Source organism: Alkalibacterium sp. m-11, assembly GCF_054658155.1.
Genome location: NZ_BAAGIR010000018.1, coordinates 1 through 16,523, shown reverse-complemented (window position 1 = coordinate 16,523; position 16,523 = coordinate 1). Strand labels below are relative to the sequence as shown.

Below are 16,523 nucleotides of genomic sequence, written 5' to 3'. Positions count from 1 at the left end.
CAAAAGTATTCAGTTATTTTATTTACGACGTACAGCTTTTATATTAAGTCGTGATCTTTTTAATTTAGCACCTTTAATATTTTGCTATTTGATTTTATTTAACTGAAAGAACTTCGTCTAATAATGTCCTTGTAGTTTCAATCGCTTCATCAAAACTGGTATCTTTTGCATAGCTATGCTGCTTTTGATATTTAGACCAAAGCTGTTTTTGAAAATCAGAAGTCTTGATTTCGTCAAGAATTAGGCCATAATCCGAAAATTCAAATACTGATTGGCGTTTAGCTTTAGTATTTTCTAGTGCCTGCTTTAGTGTAGGCATGTCAATTCGTTCAGCTTTTAGTCTTGATAAGATGTAAACGTCATAGGAATCACGAGGTCTGGTTGTAGCAATCCCTCGAGATAGTATTGTTTCTAACTTTTCAGCAAGGATCGTTTCAACTGGATAGGATAACAGATCAATTCTTTCATCACTGAATATTTTGCGGAAATTAAAATTAACCTCTTTTGGTGTGATCACATCACCAGTAGTTACATCAATAATCACGACTTCATGGATTTTTTCAAAGTCAGCTATCAACTTTAGTCTATACCCAGGATAATCATCTGTTTCTCTGATTTCTTCTACACCTTCAAAAGTCAGTGTGAAGGATTCCTCTGTTGAAACGCTCACGATTACTTTTGCAATTGATGCAAGATTTTCAGGTGTAAGCCCAAATCCTTTGATGGTTATATCTAAGTCCATCGTAGCTCTCAAATCAAGGCCTACGATACCTCCAATCAAATAGCCACCTTTAACAATGAAGTTATCTCTGTAGTCTGATTTAGCCAGTTTCGTAAAAAAACTTCAATCAGATAACTTTGCTGAATCTGCTGAGTTGTAATACCTTTATCCTTAGCAACTTGTTTAATCTTACCTTTAAAGCTCATCGCATTTTTGAAAATCATAGCAATACTCCCATATAATTTCTTATTTGTTTCTCTACACCAAACTGTCTAGCATAGCGAAATAGTTTATTGACATCTTTTTTATCATAAGCTGCATACTGTTTTAATGCTGGAATAAGCTGCTCATAATCTGCCTCATATCGCGGTTTCAATAAATCTACTAATGTTCTCTCTATACTATAAACCCTGATCGTTAGACCATTTCTAACTATGGTAGTTCTCCCTAGTAAAAAATCATTAGATATCATTACTGGTCTTACACCTTCATTTTTAATTCTTGTTGTTGAGTTCCCGTGTTCAAATGTCATTGTAATCTGGATTGGAGTCCTATCGGAAAATCCTAATAGATACAAAGCTGTTTCGTGAGAAAAAATACCGTTTTTGAATTTTTGCCCAAGCAAGAAAAAGTCATCAGCGTATCCATTTTTCGTTACATATATGCCACGTTGAATAGGCTCAAGTAGCCCATCACAAACAAGGCTTTTTATGGTTGACCTTGAAAAGCCTTGTTCTGTTACTTGTTTTGACAGTAAAATACCATTATTTTCATCTGCAAGTTTCAATAATTTATCTTTTTGACTCATTTAAATTACCAACTTTCATGCTACATAGTCTTAATAATTGTAGCGTATTTGTTCAGTAAAATCAATCATACAGCAAACAAAAATACTACAAATATAAGCGTTATGTATTATTTTTATTTAATTTATATTTTTCGATATAGTAAAAAAGAAGGTAGTTTCAACTTTGTAAGGATCACACTACTCTAAACGCTACCTTGGTCCTATATTAAACAAACAATTTCATCTCAACTGCGGTAATGTTTTCAAATAATTGTCAAATTAACATATTACTGGACTCTTGAGCAGTTTTAGCCAAGGCAAATATTCCAAAATATTTACCATTTAGTTGTAGTAAATATTTTTGAGATACTTTGGTTTTAATAGATTAAACTTGCGTAAAACCATTCTATAAACAAACGCTTACTAATATATTTTTTGAATGCAAGACACACATTTTTTATTTATTATATATGTATTCGTATATGCGAAGTCCTACGTGATTTTCCGTTTCCGGAAATAAAAAATAGAAATCATTTTATCAGTATATAAGATAAAAGAACGAAGTTGAAAATTTGAAACATTGGTTTAATAGGTTTTTTAGTACAAGATAGAGATACAAAACACGAAAAATATGGTAAGGATAAGGTAGGGTGTTCAATGTGATAGAAATGATCCAAGTAAAAAAATAGCACATTCGCATTTTGGCAAATAAAGTAATTCATCAAAATGAGAACGTGCTTTAATTAAAACTGGTATACCCATAGTGGTGTTATGTATGAATGCCATTTATACTTATTTTTCCAATTAGTCGCGGGGACAATTTGAGGACGTTTATATAAAATTCTATGATGTTTCATGACAATCTTAAATTCATAAACCTTGATTTTAAGCTATTTGACACCTTTTGATAGCCTATGATAATGCTAAAACGACGAGCCGTATCACAAGTTATTTCCCGAACTATACCAGTCAGAAGTTTTATACACACTTCCTGATTGAATATTGCGTGTAGCATTATAAGCCCCCTAAGTGAATTATAGAGCCGGTGAGTGTGGGACATGGAGAGATTCAATGCGGATAACTGAACTATTCAAAAAAAGTGTCCACAAAAAAAGTCCAGATAATTTTGAAAAGTATTTTCTTTCGTTTCAATAGCTATATTTAAGGAATAAACCTATACTATGGTTATGCCTAAAAATGTGCTAATTAGATTACGGGGAAGATACTTTTTTTGATTTATGGAGAGACTTTGATAAAAAGCGGCAGTAAATAACTAAATACCGTTAAAAAACGCAGTTAGGTATAATGACAACATTAAGTTTAGTTTTTAAATAATTGGCCAAAGAAAGAAGAATGTGTAATGGCTACAAATAATCAATCGCAAGCTAGCAAACTAATCACTATTTTAATACCTGCTTATAATGAACAGGATGTACTTGGTCAGCTGATCAGTCGTTTAGAAGACGTTCGAGTGTCAAATGTCCTCTATGATTTTGAATTTTTGTTTGTGAATGATGGCAGTGATGACGAGACTATTCAACTATTACAAAAGTATAGTGAACGTACTCCTTATATCAGATACATAGATTTATCGAGAAATTTTGGTAAGGAAATTGCTATGCTTGCTGGATTTGATTATGCAAAAGGAGAGGCTGTTGTGATACTTGATGCGGATTTGCAGCAGCCACCTGAACTCATTGGTGAAATGATAGAGTGGTGGGAAAAAGGATACGAAGACATTTATGCGGTTCGAGCCAAACGAGATGGCGAAAGCCGTTTAAAGAAATGGACGTCAAACGCTTATTTCAATGTGCTGCAGAAAATATCAAGTGAAGAGGTATATCCTCTTGCTGGAGATTTCCGCTTGCTTGATAGAAAGTGTGTGAAAGCATTACAGGAACTGAGAGAAACAGAACGCTACACCAAAGGGATGTATGGATGGATTGGGTTCAAAAAAAAAGGAACTGACCTATTATGCGGATAGTCGCGCTGCAGGAGAAACTAAATGGAGCTGGGCACAATTATTCAAGCTGGCGCTGAATGGCATTACGTCGTACAGTACGGCACCTTTAAGAATATGGTCTTATATTGGATTCATTATCTCTTTATTTGCCTTTCTTTTTCTGGCATATGAAATAGGCGTGACGCTTTTATTCGGAACGGATGTCAGTGGGTATCCGACTTTGATCGCCTCAATTTTATTTCTGGGAGGAATCCAGCTGATTTCTTTAGGCTTCATCGGTGAATATCTGGGCCGGGTGTTTGTAGAAACTAAGGGAAGACCGCCTTATTTTGTTAGAGAGATGTCAAATCATGAAAAAGAAAGTTAAAGGGTACTTTTCAATGAGTAGAATAAAAACGGTGTACTTAAATTATCAGGAAATAATTGATTACATTCTATTTGGCCTGCTGACAACTGCAGTGAATATAGGGGCCTTCTTTTTATTTGATACCGTATTAGGTATTTCATATCTCATAGCCAATGCTATTTCAATTATCGCTGCGATCCTGTTTGCATTTTTTACAAATAAAAAATATGTTTTCAAATATAGATCAACTACAGTTAAAGCAGCCTTTAAGGCATTCTATTTATTTGTAGGGTTAAGACTGATTTCTGGTGTATTTGATATGCTAAGCATGTGGATACTTGTTGATTTTATGGGCATGGGAACGAATCTGTCTAAAATCCTGACGCAGTTCATTATCGTCAGTTTAAATTATATATTTAGTAAGCTTTATATTTTCAAACGAAAAGAGTGACTGAGATGTTTATTGACAAAGAGTTTCTAAATAAACCCATTACAAAGCAAACATTTATGACTTATTCACTAGTCTTTTGTCTAACTTGTCTGGTGGTTTATAGTGTTTATTTTTTATCTGGAGGGTCTTTCATATGGCAAAGTGACGGGTTTACGCAACACTTTCAGTTGTTTGACGAATATGTAAACATCATTCAGGGGGTACTGAGAGGGAATGGGTTTCCACAGTGGGACTGGTCGATTGGTGCCGGTGCGGATACGATCACGGCATACGGCTATTACGCTATAGGGGATCCCTTTGTTTATTTAGGCGTGCTTTTCCCGGAAAGTTTACGAGAGTTTTCTTTTCATTTACTGATATTTGTTCGAATGTGGTGTGTTGGACTAAGTTATCTAACCTTTGTCAGAAAATTTAAAGCCTCCCATGGTGCGGGTTTGATGGGGGCGTTTATGTATACATTCAGCTTTTTTGTTATTTATAATGCAAAACGGCATCCCTTTTTTATTTTACCATTGATCTGGTATCCGCTTCTTTGTCTGGGTGTCGAGAAAATTTTAAGAAAAGAGTCCGGGTTACTGTTTAGTGTGATGGTAGCAATCAGTGCCATTGCTAACTTTTATTTCTTTTACAAATTAACTGTCTTGTTTTTCATATATGGCATAGTCCGGTACGGTATGCTTTATAAGTTTGGAAATGTGAAGCAGTTAGCCATTTCTTTTGGACGTTGTTTAGTGCACTATATAATTGGTGTCTTATTAAGTGCAGTAATCTTTTTACCGATGATCGACGGGTTTTTAAATGCATCAAGAGGGACGGATGGACCCGCAATCAATCTGCTTGTTTATCATTTAAGTTATTATACTGCACTCATTCATAACTTGTTCGTTCCTGAATCCTATTTATGGACTGTTGGTGGTCTTTCGATCTTTGCGTTGTTTTCTGTCATCTTTTTATGGAAAACGAAACAGGAAAAGACAGTTTCAGGCACGATGCTTTTAATTTTGGGATTATTTCTGATGTTCCCATTTTTTGGATCATTCATGAACGGGATGTCCGGACCGTATAATCGTTTTAGTTTTGCTATTCCTTTCTTTTTGTCCTTTGCCAGTGGACAATTTCTGGAAGAACGGAACACATTACAAGTTAAAGAGCTACAATTAATCAAGTATGGGTTGATCGTTTTTTCTTTGATCTATGCAATTTCAGCCTTTACACATAATATGTATCTATACTATGTTATTCCAATGGCGCTAGGCTGGCTCATGTGGTTCTTGCTTGCTTATGAGTCAAAAACAGACTTAAAGGCAGAAACGATTAACTGGATTTCCGTTGCTTTAGTGAGCTTAGTCTTATTGAACATGGCAACGAACGCAATGAGTCTGTACTTTCCATATGGAAGACATTCGATAGCTGATACCATTGAATTAAATACATCAATGGATCGTTATGAAAATTTATTTGGGGGCATGCAAGGTTTTTTACCCGAAGAAGAGGTATACCGAGTAGGGGTCACATCACAAGATAATCACACACGCAATCAATTCATCTATCATGATTTGATGGGATTAAGTACTTACCTTTCAATTACAAATGGCTATCTAGCTGAGTTCGCCGAAGAAATGGAACTGGCTTCTTATCAGATTATTCAACCCCTTCGAAACGGGATGGATGATCGACGCATAGCCAATCATTTGCTCAACATTGAATACATCCTAACTGAAGAAGTGAATGAAGCTTACCTTCCGCAAGGGTACGAAGTGATCCATCGATCAACTGAGGATCCGGCATTTATTGTTTCTCAAACAGAAGCCAGTTTCCCGTTTGCTTACGCGGAAGACAGCATGATCCTGCGAGACGATTTTTCTGATTTAAATCCAATCGAAAAAGAAGGGGTCCTAACGCAGGCAGTAGTCTTAGAAACTAGTGAAGGAATTCAAGTGGAAAGCATAGAGAATATTCCACAAGTTGAAACCGTGGCTCATCAAATCGACTACAGCGACCTTGCACTACAGCTAGTGGAAGAACATACAGAAGAACATACAATAGAGGTTAAAGAGAGTGGCGCTCGTTTAAGTGTTTCTCTTGAGAACGCAAATGAATTTGCAGGACATGAGTTGTTTATTCATTTAGAAGGATTGAATTATGAACCTGTAGACACACCTTTTTACATGCCGACTGATACAAGCTATAATATCCGCTTTATGTATGAAGGACGAAGCAAAAAGTTTCGTCAGTCGGACAAGTATTCCTTCAGTACGTACTTTCATAGAGAAAATATGTTTGTCAACCTTGGCCATACGGATACAGGAACAGATGAACTGTTTATTCAATTTCAAGATACAGGACACTACCAGATTGATAAAGTGACGGTCTATGCCTTACCCGTAGATGAACTGACTGATAGAGAACTAGCTGATGAAAAACGAGCAAATGCATTAGATATCTCAGTCTTTGAAAATGAACGTATCGAAGGAACGATTCAAAGAGAAGACCCAGGGATCCTTGTTACAACGATCCCATATGAAAAAGGATGGACTGTAGCCGTTAATGGTGAGGAGAGAGAACTGGTTCAAGCTAATATCGGATTTATTGGCCTGCCTTTAGACTCCGGAAGTTCAGAAATCATTTTTTCCTATAAGAACCCTTATTTGAAAACGGGAAGTATATTGAGTTTGCTTGGCCTCTTATTGTTGGGAGTAGTTCAGGTCATATCTAAAAAGCGTTCAAACCATTGAATAGTTCACATAAAATCATTAATGAATTAAAGAGTGTGGGATGTTAGTATAAATATATTGAAATACTGGAGGTATCTAATATGAATGGAAACAGCAATGATATGACACCGATCCGACTTCATCTGGAACTGGTGACGGATTTTTTGTCAAGCGATGAGAAAGTGCTGTTGAAGCGGTACGGAGAGTCCAGCACAGGAGAGAGCATTACCAGAGACATCTTTATTCCCTCCGATATGACGCTCCATGCACTGCATTATGCAATCCAGAAATTATTTGGCTGGCAGAATTCACATCTCAGACGATTTTTTCTTCCCGAAGAGGTGTACGCTCAGCTGACAAACAATACGGTCAAAGGATGGTCTGATCTGGTGGGGAGTTTATTCCAGCCGCCGTCAGAAGCAGAGCATGATCTGTTCTGGGATGATGATTATAAATCAGGCAGTATAAATACATGGCTTCGAAAAAAATATACCGGACCATATGTGTTTAGAGGACATTACGAACAGTATAGAGTGGCAAGGCAGGATATTAAAGACTTGCTGAACCGGTTTGAAGACATGGAGATACGCGAATCCTTTAATGATTACTTGGAACGAAAAGAACAGGATCCCGATTCTGAACCGAAAATACTTCGCAGAGCCTCATTGATCGATATGACACTGGATGAAATGAATGCATCTCTCATGTTGGAAAGTGGAACAGAGAACTTGCTTGAAAAACTGCTGGTTTCTGATGTTCTGGCTTTCGAAGATGAAGAAATAAGGGGAGAAGGGTTTCCAGTGACCAGAGAATTGTTATACGAGTATGATTTTGGTGACGGATGGAGAGTTAACATAACAAAAAAAGGACACTATGATGATTTGCTGTCAGACTATCTGGTGAGTGCTGAAGAGTTGGAAGAAGCCAGTGAAACGGTGATCCTCAAACACAAACCAGTGTGTTTAACTAGAGACGGGCTCTCCGTAATGGATGATGTCGGTGGTTTAAGTGGATATGCACGATTTTTAGAAACGATTTATGAAGGTGATGACAAAGAAGAAGCGGCTGATTCACGCAGATGGGCAAAATATATGGGATGGAACCAAAAGAAATTGGCCCCTAAAAAGATACTGTAAAAAGGCAGTTTTTGACTCTTTAATACGACGTATTGTATAGATAAGGAAAGCTCGGCTACGCCTTCGCCATTTTTGGTGATAGTGCGTTGCCGATTTTTTCGTCTCTTTGTAATAATGGCAGCTTCAATACTTCTCTTATCAGGTGTTGTGTCTACCGAGAGTCAATCAGACCAGCTTTTTAAGCCTTTCGGAACAAGTTCAGGATTTTTTCACCACTACTTGTCTCGAATAGATATTAATCGAGACAAGTAGTGCTAATTGCTGATCAAACTCGTTTAGATTACATATTAATCGAGACAAGTAGCGCTGATTTCTGATCAAACTCGTTTAGATTACATGTTAATCGAGACAAGTAGTGCTGATTTTTGATCAAACTCTTTTAGATTACATATTATTCGGAACAAGTAACCCTGATTTCTGATCAGACTCGTTCTGAATAGCTGAATTTCCTTAAGATCCATTCAGAAATGGTTTCCCATTATTAGTGTGCATCAATAAGGTTTTTGACTAGTCATTTCATTGTGACTATCTGTCTTTAAGTAGAAAGAAAACAGTGCAATAAAAGATATAAAATGTCGCTATTTTAAATTTGTGTTATTAGGTGTTGCGGAGTATACTTAATTTAAGGAGAGTGAATAGTATGTCCACTACAAAATTACGCAAACAAGGAAGTTCAATAGTGGTAACCATTCCTGCTGCAGAAGCCAAAAATCTTGATATGGACAGAGAGTATATTGTGAAAACGGATAAGCATGGAACGATTACGTTGATTCCGCAACTTGAAAATCCATTCAAAAATGCTGAAAAAGGTGAATTTTACGAAGAGGATGAATGGGCAGAAATGAAGCCTGTTGGAAAAGAAATATGGTAGACAAAAAATATATTCCAGAAAAAGGAGATGTCGTTTGGATTGATTTCGATCCTTCTACTGGAATCGAAATTCAAAAAAGAAGACCTGGCCTCGTTGTTTCTTCATATGAATTCAACCGGAGCACCAGATTTGCCGTGATATGCCCAATTACGTCTACGAAAAGAAATAATCCTACCCGATTCGAGTTATCCAGTACATCTAAAATTAAAGGCCAAGTAATCGTTCCGCAATTGAAATCACTTAACTATGTTGAGAGAAACGGTCAATTTATAGAAAAAATTGGATTTAATGAATTAGAGCAAATAAATCAGTTGATTTATTTCATATTTGAATAAGATAGAAGGTAAACTAGAATGATGGCCTATTTCTGACTCTTTAAAGCAAATCTCTCTAGTAACCCATTTGACGTGGTTCAAGTGTAACTGGGGAGCTACAGCTAGTTTAAGATATTATCTGGTCATTTCTTACATTTTTGGTGTGAATAAATAAATATCAAGTACATAGCTCACTAATAAATAGACCTGTGAAAAAATATAGATAGATTATTCAGTAATTTAGAAATACTGGAAAACGAGTCCATCAGGATATAGAAGTAAAGTTGCTGACTAATTGTGCTGAATTTTGTAAATCAGTTCCACTTAAGGGCAGATAACGATATATAAGGGTGATCGGATGATAAATTTAAGACAGTTCGAAAAACAGATAAATTCAACCATTTTGAAACGTGGGAAGCAATATTATGAACAAGGATTGGTCGAGAAGATATATCAGACTGATTATGATTCATATGAAGCTGACATTTTTGGAACATATGTATACAATGTGAAATTAAAAATGAATAAACATGAGGTCATTCATTCGTCTTGTACTTGTCCATTTGACTTTGGCCCGATTTGTAAACATGAAGTTTCTGTTTTTTATAAATTGAGAGAACTTATGGAAAAAGGCAACTTAATTGAAGGGTCAAAAGAATTTCAACCAAATGATGCGTATACTCTTGAAGAATTATTAGACTCCTTGTCAAAGGAGGAACTAGTCCGATTTATCATGCAGAGAGCAGCGAATGATTCGAGTTTGGAGCATCATTTGCGGTTTAAATATGGTGAAAGATCTCCTGAAGATGAGTTAGCTGAAACTAAACGAGTACTGGAAGCTATAAATGAAAAATACTTTGATTATAAAGGGAATTTACATCAAGAAAGAAGTGCCGAGTATGCTTTAGAGATGGGGCAGGTACTTAATAAGGCGCTAAACGTTAAAGACCCTTTGATTTCCTGTGATATCGCTTGTCTAGTAATGAATGAACTGCTGGAATTACTCGAATACTTTGAAGATGACGACTGGACACTTGGAGAAATTGTGGATGACTGCATACAAATAGTGAAATCTATTGTTTCCAGTGAGTTAAGTCTTGAGGACAAAAAAGCAGTCTACAATAAAATCATCAATGAATTGGATCATAACGAAGTACCTGTTTGGGAGGATTTTCAAGAAGGGTTATTTGAAGTCTTGGACGATTTGGCAGAAGAGGATACCCTATATGAAAATTATGTAGAAGAGTTAATGGGTCGTATTAAACAAGGCAATACATGGTCAACAATGTATCACAATGAACGCTATCTGATTAAAGTCTTTCATTTGATTGAAAGAAGAGGAGATGCAGATGAACAGATGCTCTTCTTAGTGAACAATATTAAGTATGACAGTTTTAGAAAAAGGGTTATCGACAAATATTTTGATCAGAAAGATTATCTTCAAGTCATTCAATTGACCAAAGAAGGAGAGAATCAGCAAAAACACTACACAGGAAAAGTAGCAATTTGGAAAGAGTTAAGGTATAAAGCTTACAAGTATGCGGAGATGCTAAATGAGCAACTTACATTAGGGAAAGAACTCTTTTTATCTGGTGATTTTGACTACTACAATGAATTGAAAGAGTTGTATAAAGGTAATGAACAAGAACTTTATGAAGAACTCAAGGTGGAATTGAAAAAGAACTTTCAATTTACAGGTTATAATCAAACTTATCTGAGATTAATTAGAGAAGAACAAGACGTGGACGCCTTAGCTGAAGTAGTCACTAGCGATGTCAGGTATGTTCGGGAGTATGCTGAGTATTTACAAGATACCCACAAAGAGTTGGTTGTTAAAGCGTATAAATACCTTGTTGAGCAAGAGGCTTCTATGGCTAATAATCGGTCAGGATACAGAGCAGTTGCTTCATTAATAAAAGAATATGGTAAAGTCACAGATGAAAAACTAGCTAACGAAGTGACTGGGCAAATACGGAAAAAGCATAGCCGAAGACCAGCCTTTATGGATGAGCTGAGTAAGGCGAAATTATAGAAAGTAAGCTTATTTCAAACACCATGATCCTTCTCCTGTATGAGACGGATCATGGTGTTTTTGTTTTCTTGTAGTATTATAATCACAGAAAAATATCTGAAGCTGGACTTATAGAAGTGTTAAAAAATAGTCATAGCAAACCGCCCATTTTCACTATATGATAGGCAATAGAGAAAACGCTATCGAAAAGAGCTCATAAAGGGGTCGCTGATTACAATCTTTCTCATGATGATGCTAGCTGTTGTATTGCTGGGCGTATATATAGTAAATATGAGAAATCATCGATTGAGCAATACAACTCAAACTTTTGCACAAGTCGTCCCTGAAACACTCTCAACAATCGATCATAGTTTTTATCAAACTAATACTAATTTAATCGAGCAATATATATCAGGTACGGGCAGTATCGAAACCAGTCAGATTTACCGGCTGTTCTATACTTTTAACTCTCAGCAGCAGATCAAGAGTGATCTCCTATTGTTTGATAGTAAGAAAAAGCTGGAAGCTCAGTTTCATCCCCATTTTCTGGCTAATACTCTGGAAACCATTCGATCTGCTATGTATATCGACACACAACTTGCAAACGAAGTACTATTAAGAATGAACAGCCTTTTACGATATAGTGTGGATTAACAGAATGAAGGCACGACTTTATCGGAGGATTTAGAGTACGTAAAAAACTATTTAGCCATTAATGAGATACGTTTTGAGGACTTCAGCTATGGTGTAGTGTTTACTGCAGTTCTGCCTCAGCTGTATCTTGTCTATACTTCGTTTCTAAATACCAGTGGGATGGTGTTCCAGCCAGGTTATTCGCTGAACAGTTACCGCGAGGCATTCTCAAGAATGGGAAATTCAATCATTAACACAATCAGAATTCCTTTACTGGCTATCACAATTGTCGTAATCTTTGCAGTATTTATTTCTTACCTTGCTGTCAGAAGAAGAAACCCACTCACCGCGACGATCGATACACTAAGTATGATTCCTTATATCGTCCCAGGAACTGTGCTGGGAATTGCGTTTCTGACTTCTTACAATACAGGAGTCGGTGGAACAGGTCTACTGACAATTACTGGAACGACTTTCATCATGGTTGTCTCCTTGGCAGTTAGACGTTTACCATACACTATTCGATCATCTGTCGCTGATTTGCATCAGATATCGCCGTCTATTGAAGAAGCTGCACAAAGCTTAGGAAGCAGCAAGATCAATACATTCTTTAAAATCACTGTGCCGATGATGATGCCAGGAATCATTGCTGGTGCGATACTCAGCTGGATCACAATGATATCTGAACTGTCGACATCTATTCTGTTGTATACAGTGAATACGCGAACCGTTACTGTTGCTATCTACACGGAAGTTATTCGTGGGAACTATGGCATAGCAGCTGCATTATCAACTATATTGATGATCTTCACCGTCTTGTCGCTTCTTCTCTTTATGAAAGTTTCAGGGAAAGATGAGATTAGTTTATAGTATCAATAGTTCTACTGAAACAGATTATATTAAATTTTACTATTACGTTCCTCAAGCTTTCTTTAATATGGAAGATGGGGAACGTTTTTTAGTTTTTAATGCGAAAATTTAGAATAGCACCTTCACCTTGACCAGACCGAATGCAGTATAAATCCATTAAACTAATTCATATGGGATAAAGATACTCTGATATAATAGGACTAGAGAGGTTCTAAATAATCTATGACTACTTGGAACTTATCATACTACAATTAGTTGTGATGCTTATTATCACACACAACAGAAGGAGCTATAAAATGGAATACATAATAATGTACAGTTTGATACTAGAGGACTAGTTCTCACTCCTGTCTACATAAAATTCACCCGGTCCACTTATCAGTCTGCGAGCGGAAACAGTTTTATTCAAACGGTTTTTAATAAAGGCAATTATGGTGAATTTCTGATTTACTATAAACTTGAGAAAATGGAGGGCAATCATAAGCTGTTGACTAATCTGTACTTACCTAAGTCGAACGGTGAAACGACGGAAATCGATCTGCTTATGGTTGATGAAACGGGAATTTATGTATTTGAATCTAAAAATTACAGCGGATGGATTTACGGGAATGAAAACCGGAGAAACTGGACTCAGACATTTCCCAATAAAAAGAAGTTTACCTTCTATAATCCTATCTGGCAGAACAATGCCCATATAAATGCTTTAAAAAGTGTAACGGGTATAGACAGAGAAGGACTTTACCTTTCATATATTATTTTTAGTGAACGATGTACGCTCAAGAAAATAACGGTTCAATCTGATCACATTAAAGTCATAAAAAGAGACCGCCTGATTAAAAGTGTAAAAAAACAGGTCAAAAATTCTCAGAAAGTACTCTCGCAGGGAGAAATTGAGGCATATGCTAATAGGCTAGGCAAGTACGCCCTTTCTGATGCACAGACTAAGAAAGCTCATGTTGTTGCTATTAAAGCCAAACGATAATAAGACAATTATGTTCAAGTATAATCGACAATTGATTATATTTGAATAATAAACAAAAAGGAGTTAATAAAGATGTCTGAAGAAAAAGAGAGAATAAGACCCATACCTCTTCATCTGGAGCTTGTGAGCGACCATATGTCAGATGAAGAACAAGTCCTGCTTAAACGATACGGAGAATCGTCCACGGGGACCAGCATCAACCGTGATATCCTTATCCCAGCAGACCTGACCCTTCATGCGCTACACTATACTGTACAAAAACTCTTTGGCTGGCAGAATTCACATTTGAGGCGATTCTTACTGTCGGAGAATGACTATAAGAGAGTGACTGATGGAACAGTTAGAGGCTGGTCGGATCTTGTCGGCACATTATTCCAACCCCCTTCAGAAGGGGAACATGATCTTTTCTGGGATGATGATTATGACTCAGGCAATTTTAACTCCTGGTTACGGAAAAAATATACTGGACCATATGATTACCGAGGTCATTATGAACAGTACGAATTGGCCAGACAGGATGTTGAGATGATGCTTGACCGATTTCCGGACCTTGAAATTCGTGAATCTTTTTCAGAATTTATGGACCGGAAAAATTCTGATTCTGAGTCTAAACCTGAAATTAGAGGGCGTTCACCGCTTATTGACATGACTATTGAAGAAATGAACAGATCTCTCTTTATGGAAACCGGAACAGAAGATTTATTGGAGAAGCTGCTTGTCGATGAACTCATTGGATATGAAGGTGAGCAGATCCTTGGAAGGGGCTTTCCAGTGGCAGATGAACTGTTTTATGAATATGATTTTGGAGATGGCTGGAGAGTGCGCATAACTAAACGTAAGTCTTGTGAAGAACTGCTCAGGAGTCATCTAGTCACTGTCCAGGAAATAGAGGAGGCCAATACGGAGGTTCTTCGTAAGCATAGACCGGTCTGTCTAGCTATTGATGGTCTATCTGTAATGGATGATGTGGGAGGTCTCAGCGGATTTGCCAGATTCCTTGGAGAAGTGCATCAAGGAGATAGCAGAGAAGAGTCTGCAGTTGCACGGAGATGGGCTAAAAGTATGGGCTGGAAAGATAAAAAAGTAAGGCCGAGTAAACTGTTATGATTAATTATAAAAACAAATAAGATGTAAGTGTGTGCTTCAACTCAAAGCTTTTTTAACTGAAAAGTTGGCAAATCCATAGATACAAAATATAAAAACTCCAGTGCATTTTAGCATTGGGTACTTAAATTAGATAATTAATGCACCACTCCAAGCCAATAATCATAACATTAAGGTTACCCAGGTCTTAATTCATAAATAATAACCGTGCTGATTTCGGAAACGAAGTCAGCACGGCTATTCATGTATTCCAACTATTTAAAAGAAATCATCCTGACTCAAGAATTCGTCTTTCCAGTCTTCCGTTTCAAACACATCATTTATATCAGCTACAATTTCTTTCCAGTCCGGATTAACTAAGTCGATTTCCCCTTCGATCAGTTCTCCTCTGCTGTCTTCTGGTGGAGCCTCATTTTTTGCTTTGATGCATGTTGGGTAGGTCAAGCTGGGGTCAGCTTCTAGAATACTTTCAAGGACTATATTATGTTCCCAGTTGTCTCCAAAATCATAAGTATAGAGGACACGGTCTTTTTCCTGCTTGATCCAGTCGGAAAGGCGTTCGTTTTTTTCATTACGAATCTTTAGATGGGGAAGGAACTGAGAAGTGAACGCTTCATCCACTGCGAACGGAAAACTGTTTTCCAGATCGCTCCCATTTGTATCGTCATCAGGACCAATACGAGTGACACTCATACGTTCACCGTATGAGCGCCTGACGTCAAATTCATGAAGATGGTAGCCCGCCCAGTCAAAAGCAGCCATTAAAATATAATGCAGGTCCTCAAATGTTGTGTCACTGTCTACTAATAATCGCCTCCAGACGGGCAGGCCAACATCCTTAAGTGTTACTTTTATCTGATAAATCATTTCATTTCATCCTTTCTTACATGGAACCTTTGGATTACATCAGCCATATTTTTTCTGATGTTCTTTTGTCCTCTTTAAGTAATCTTCAACTTCACGGACTATTATCCATTTTTTTCAAAAATCCGGGCAGTTACTGCTTTTTCTTCAATGATATCCCGGTCTTTTACTCTGCCATCCTTGTCGTATTTGCGACCGTCTTTGTAATTCCCATAGCGGCGTGAGCGAGGATCTCACTTTTATATGGTTCAACCATCAGAACCCCTTATTCACCTCGTTCCACCCGATACAATTCGGGTTATTTGCGAAAATCTATGTTATCAAAATCCAGATCGTAGTCAAATGCCATACTATCACCTCTCTTTAGAGCAATTATTATAACGTGAACTACCCACCACTTAAATCCTCCGGATTTTGAAGTGGGGGCTTCCTACGAACTCCATTCTTGTCTGCACAGGTTTCATGCAGACAGAGGAATCGGATATGGGTAGGCTCAAAAGGCAGTCCCTGCCTCATAGGTTTTCTTTTACTTGGCTAACGCCAAAAGGTTCTTGCTGGCATTGATGTCTCGGTCCAGATACTCCCCGCAATTAGGGCACTCCCATTCCCGTATGTGGAGGGGTTTCTTGCCGTCACGGTGTCCACAGGCAGAACAAATCTGGCTGGATGGATAGAACCTGTCCGCTTTGATGATTGTACGTCCTTTTTGTTCCGCTTTGTATTCCAACTGGCGGACGAATTCATGCCATCCGGCAT

At 37.2% G+C, this 16,523-nt stretch carries 16 protein-coding genes and 1 pseudogene; 12 read left to right on the top strand and 5 right to left on the bottom strand.

Going from position 1 to position 16,523, the window contains the following annotated elements; all coding sequences use genetic code 11:
* Window positions 1-94: 94 nt before the first annotated feature.
* Genes ACYQ2O_RS03645 through ACYQ2O_RS03635 form a run of 3 tightly spaced genes read right to left on the bottom strand, consistent with a single transcriptional unit; the run spans window position 95 to window position 1,529 of the window.
* Entirely contained in the window at window positions 95-781 is a 687-nt protein-coding gene (locus ACYQ2O_RS03645) for a nucleotidyl transferase AbiEii/AbiGii toxin family protein (RefSeq protein ID WP_346024761.1), read from the bottom strand.
* The gene (locus tag ACYQ2O_RS03640; protein WP_346024760.1) at window positions 778-945 is read right to left on the bottom strand and encodes a hypothetical protein; all 168 of its coding nucleotides are present in this window, start codon (window positions 943-945) and stop codon (window positions 778-780) included. The genes ACYQ2O_RS03645 and ACYQ2O_RS03640 overlap by 4 nt, the downstream gene beginning before the upstream one ends.
* Entirely contained in the window at window positions 942-1,529 is a 588-nt protein-coding gene (locus tag ACYQ2O_RS03635; protein WP_346024759.1) for a type IV toxin-antitoxin system AbiEi family antitoxin domain-containing protein, read from the bottom strand. The genes ACYQ2O_RS03640 and ACYQ2O_RS03635 overlap by 4 nt, the downstream gene beginning before the upstream one ends.
* A gap of 1,339 nt (window positions 1,530-2,868) precedes the next feature.
* On the opposite strand from ACYQ2O_RS03635, the gene ACYQ2O_RS03630 reads away from it, so the two are divergent.
* From ACYQ2O_RS03630 to ACYQ2O_RS03575, 12 genes and pseudogenes are all read left to right on the top strand, one after another.
* A complete protein-coding gene (locus tag ACYQ2O_RS03630) occupies window positions 2,869-3,492 on the top strand; it encodes a glycosyltransferase family 2 protein (protein ID WP_346024758.1) in 624 nt (207 codons plus the stop codon).
* Complete coding sequence (locus ACYQ2O_RS03625) at window positions 3,452-3,838, top strand: hypothetical protein (RefSeq protein WP_346024757.1); 387 nt, start codon at window positions 3,452-3,454, stop codon at window positions 3,836-3,838. Before ACYQ2O_RS03630 ends, ACYQ2O_RS03625 begins: the two co-directional genes overlap by 41 nt.
* 13 nt (window positions 3,839-3,851) lie before the next feature.
* The gene (locus tag ACYQ2O_RS03620) at window positions 3,852-4,268 is read left to right on the top strand and encodes a GtrA family protein (protein ID WP_459769793.1); all 417 of its coding nucleotides are present in this window, start codon (window positions 3,852-3,854) and stop codon (window positions 4,266-4,268) included.
* A gap of 5 nt (window positions 4,269-4,273) precedes the next feature.
* Window positions 4,274-7,003 carry a YfhO family protein gene (locus tag ACYQ2O_RS03615; protein ID WP_346024755.1) on the top strand — a complete coding sequence of 910 codons (2,730 nt, stop codon included), beginning with the start codon at window positions 4,274-4,276 and terminating at the stop codon, window positions 7,001-7,003.
* A gap of 80 nt (window positions 7,004-7,083) precedes the next feature.
* Window positions 7,084-8,118 carry an IS1096 element passenger TnpR family protein gene (locus ACYQ2O_RS03610; protein ID WP_346024754.1) on the top strand — a complete coding sequence of 345 codons (1,035 nt, stop codon included), beginning with the start codon at window positions 7,084-7,086 and terminating at the stop codon, window positions 8,116-8,118.
* 640 nt (window positions 8,119-8,758) lie between these two features.
* The gene (gene mazE / locus ACYQ2O_RS03605) at window positions 8,759-8,989 is read left to right on the top strand and encodes a type II toxin-antitoxin system PemI/MazE family antitoxin (RefSeq protein ID WP_346024753.1); all 231 of its coding nucleotides are present in this window, start codon (window positions 8,759-8,761) and stop codon (window positions 8,987-8,989) included.
* On the top strand, window positions 8,950-9,324 hold the full coding sequence (locus ACYQ2O_RS03600) for a type II toxin-antitoxin system PemK/MazF family toxin (RefSeq protein ID WP_459769798.1): 375 nt from the start codon (window positions 8,950-8,952) through the stop codon (window positions 9,322-9,324). The genes mazE and ACYQ2O_RS03600 overlap by 40 nt, the downstream gene beginning before the upstream one ends.
* A gap of 337 nt (window positions 9,325-9,661) precedes the next feature.
* Window positions 9,662-11,335 (top strand): SWIM zinc finger family protein, encoded by a 1,674-nt coding sequence (locus tag ACYQ2O_RS03595; RefSeq protein ID WP_346024751.1) that lies wholly within the window; start codon window positions 9,662-9,664, stop codon window positions 11,333-11,335.
* 285 nt (window positions 11,336-11,620) lie between these two features.
* Complete coding sequence (locus ACYQ2O_RS03590; RefSeq protein WP_459796019.1) at window positions 11,621-11,968, top strand: histidine kinase; 348 nt, start codon at window positions 11,621-11,623, stop codon at window positions 11,966-11,968.
* Window positions 11,969-12,055: 87 nt separating this feature from the next.
* Window positions 12,056-12,817 (top strand): annotated as a pseudogene (locus ACYQ2O_RS03585) (ABC transporter permease); the annotation flags it as partial.
* A 301-nt stretch (window positions 12,818-13,118) separates the two neighbouring features.
* Window positions 13,119-13,799 carry a nuclease-related domain-containing protein gene (locus tag ACYQ2O_RS03580; RefSeq protein WP_346024774.1) on the top strand — a complete coding sequence of 227 codons (681 nt, stop codon included), beginning with the start codon at window positions 13,119-13,121 and terminating at the stop codon, window positions 13,797-13,799.
* A gap of 72 nt (window positions 13,800-13,871) precedes the next feature.
* Window positions 13,872-14,906: an IS1096 element passenger TnpR family protein gene (locus tag ACYQ2O_RS03575; protein ID WP_459796017.1), complete on the top strand. Its 1,035-nt coding sequence runs from the start codon at window positions 13,872-13,874 to the stop codon at window positions 14,904-14,906.
* A gap of 255 nt (window positions 14,907-15,161) precedes the next feature.
* Here the strand turns inward: ACYQ2O_RS03575 and ACYQ2O_RS03570 are convergent, their stop codons facing one another.
* Entirely contained in the window at window positions 15,162-15,770 is a 609-nt protein-coding gene (locus ACYQ2O_RS03570; protein WP_346024748.1) for a plasmid pRiA4b ORF-3 family protein, read from the bottom strand.
* A 523-nt stretch (window positions 15,771-16,293) separates the two neighbouring features.
* A partial coding sequence (locus tag ACYQ2O_RS03565) for an RNA-guided endonuclease TnpB family protein (protein ID WP_459796016.1) occupies window positions 16,294-16,523 on the bottom strand: 230 nt, incomplete at its 5' end.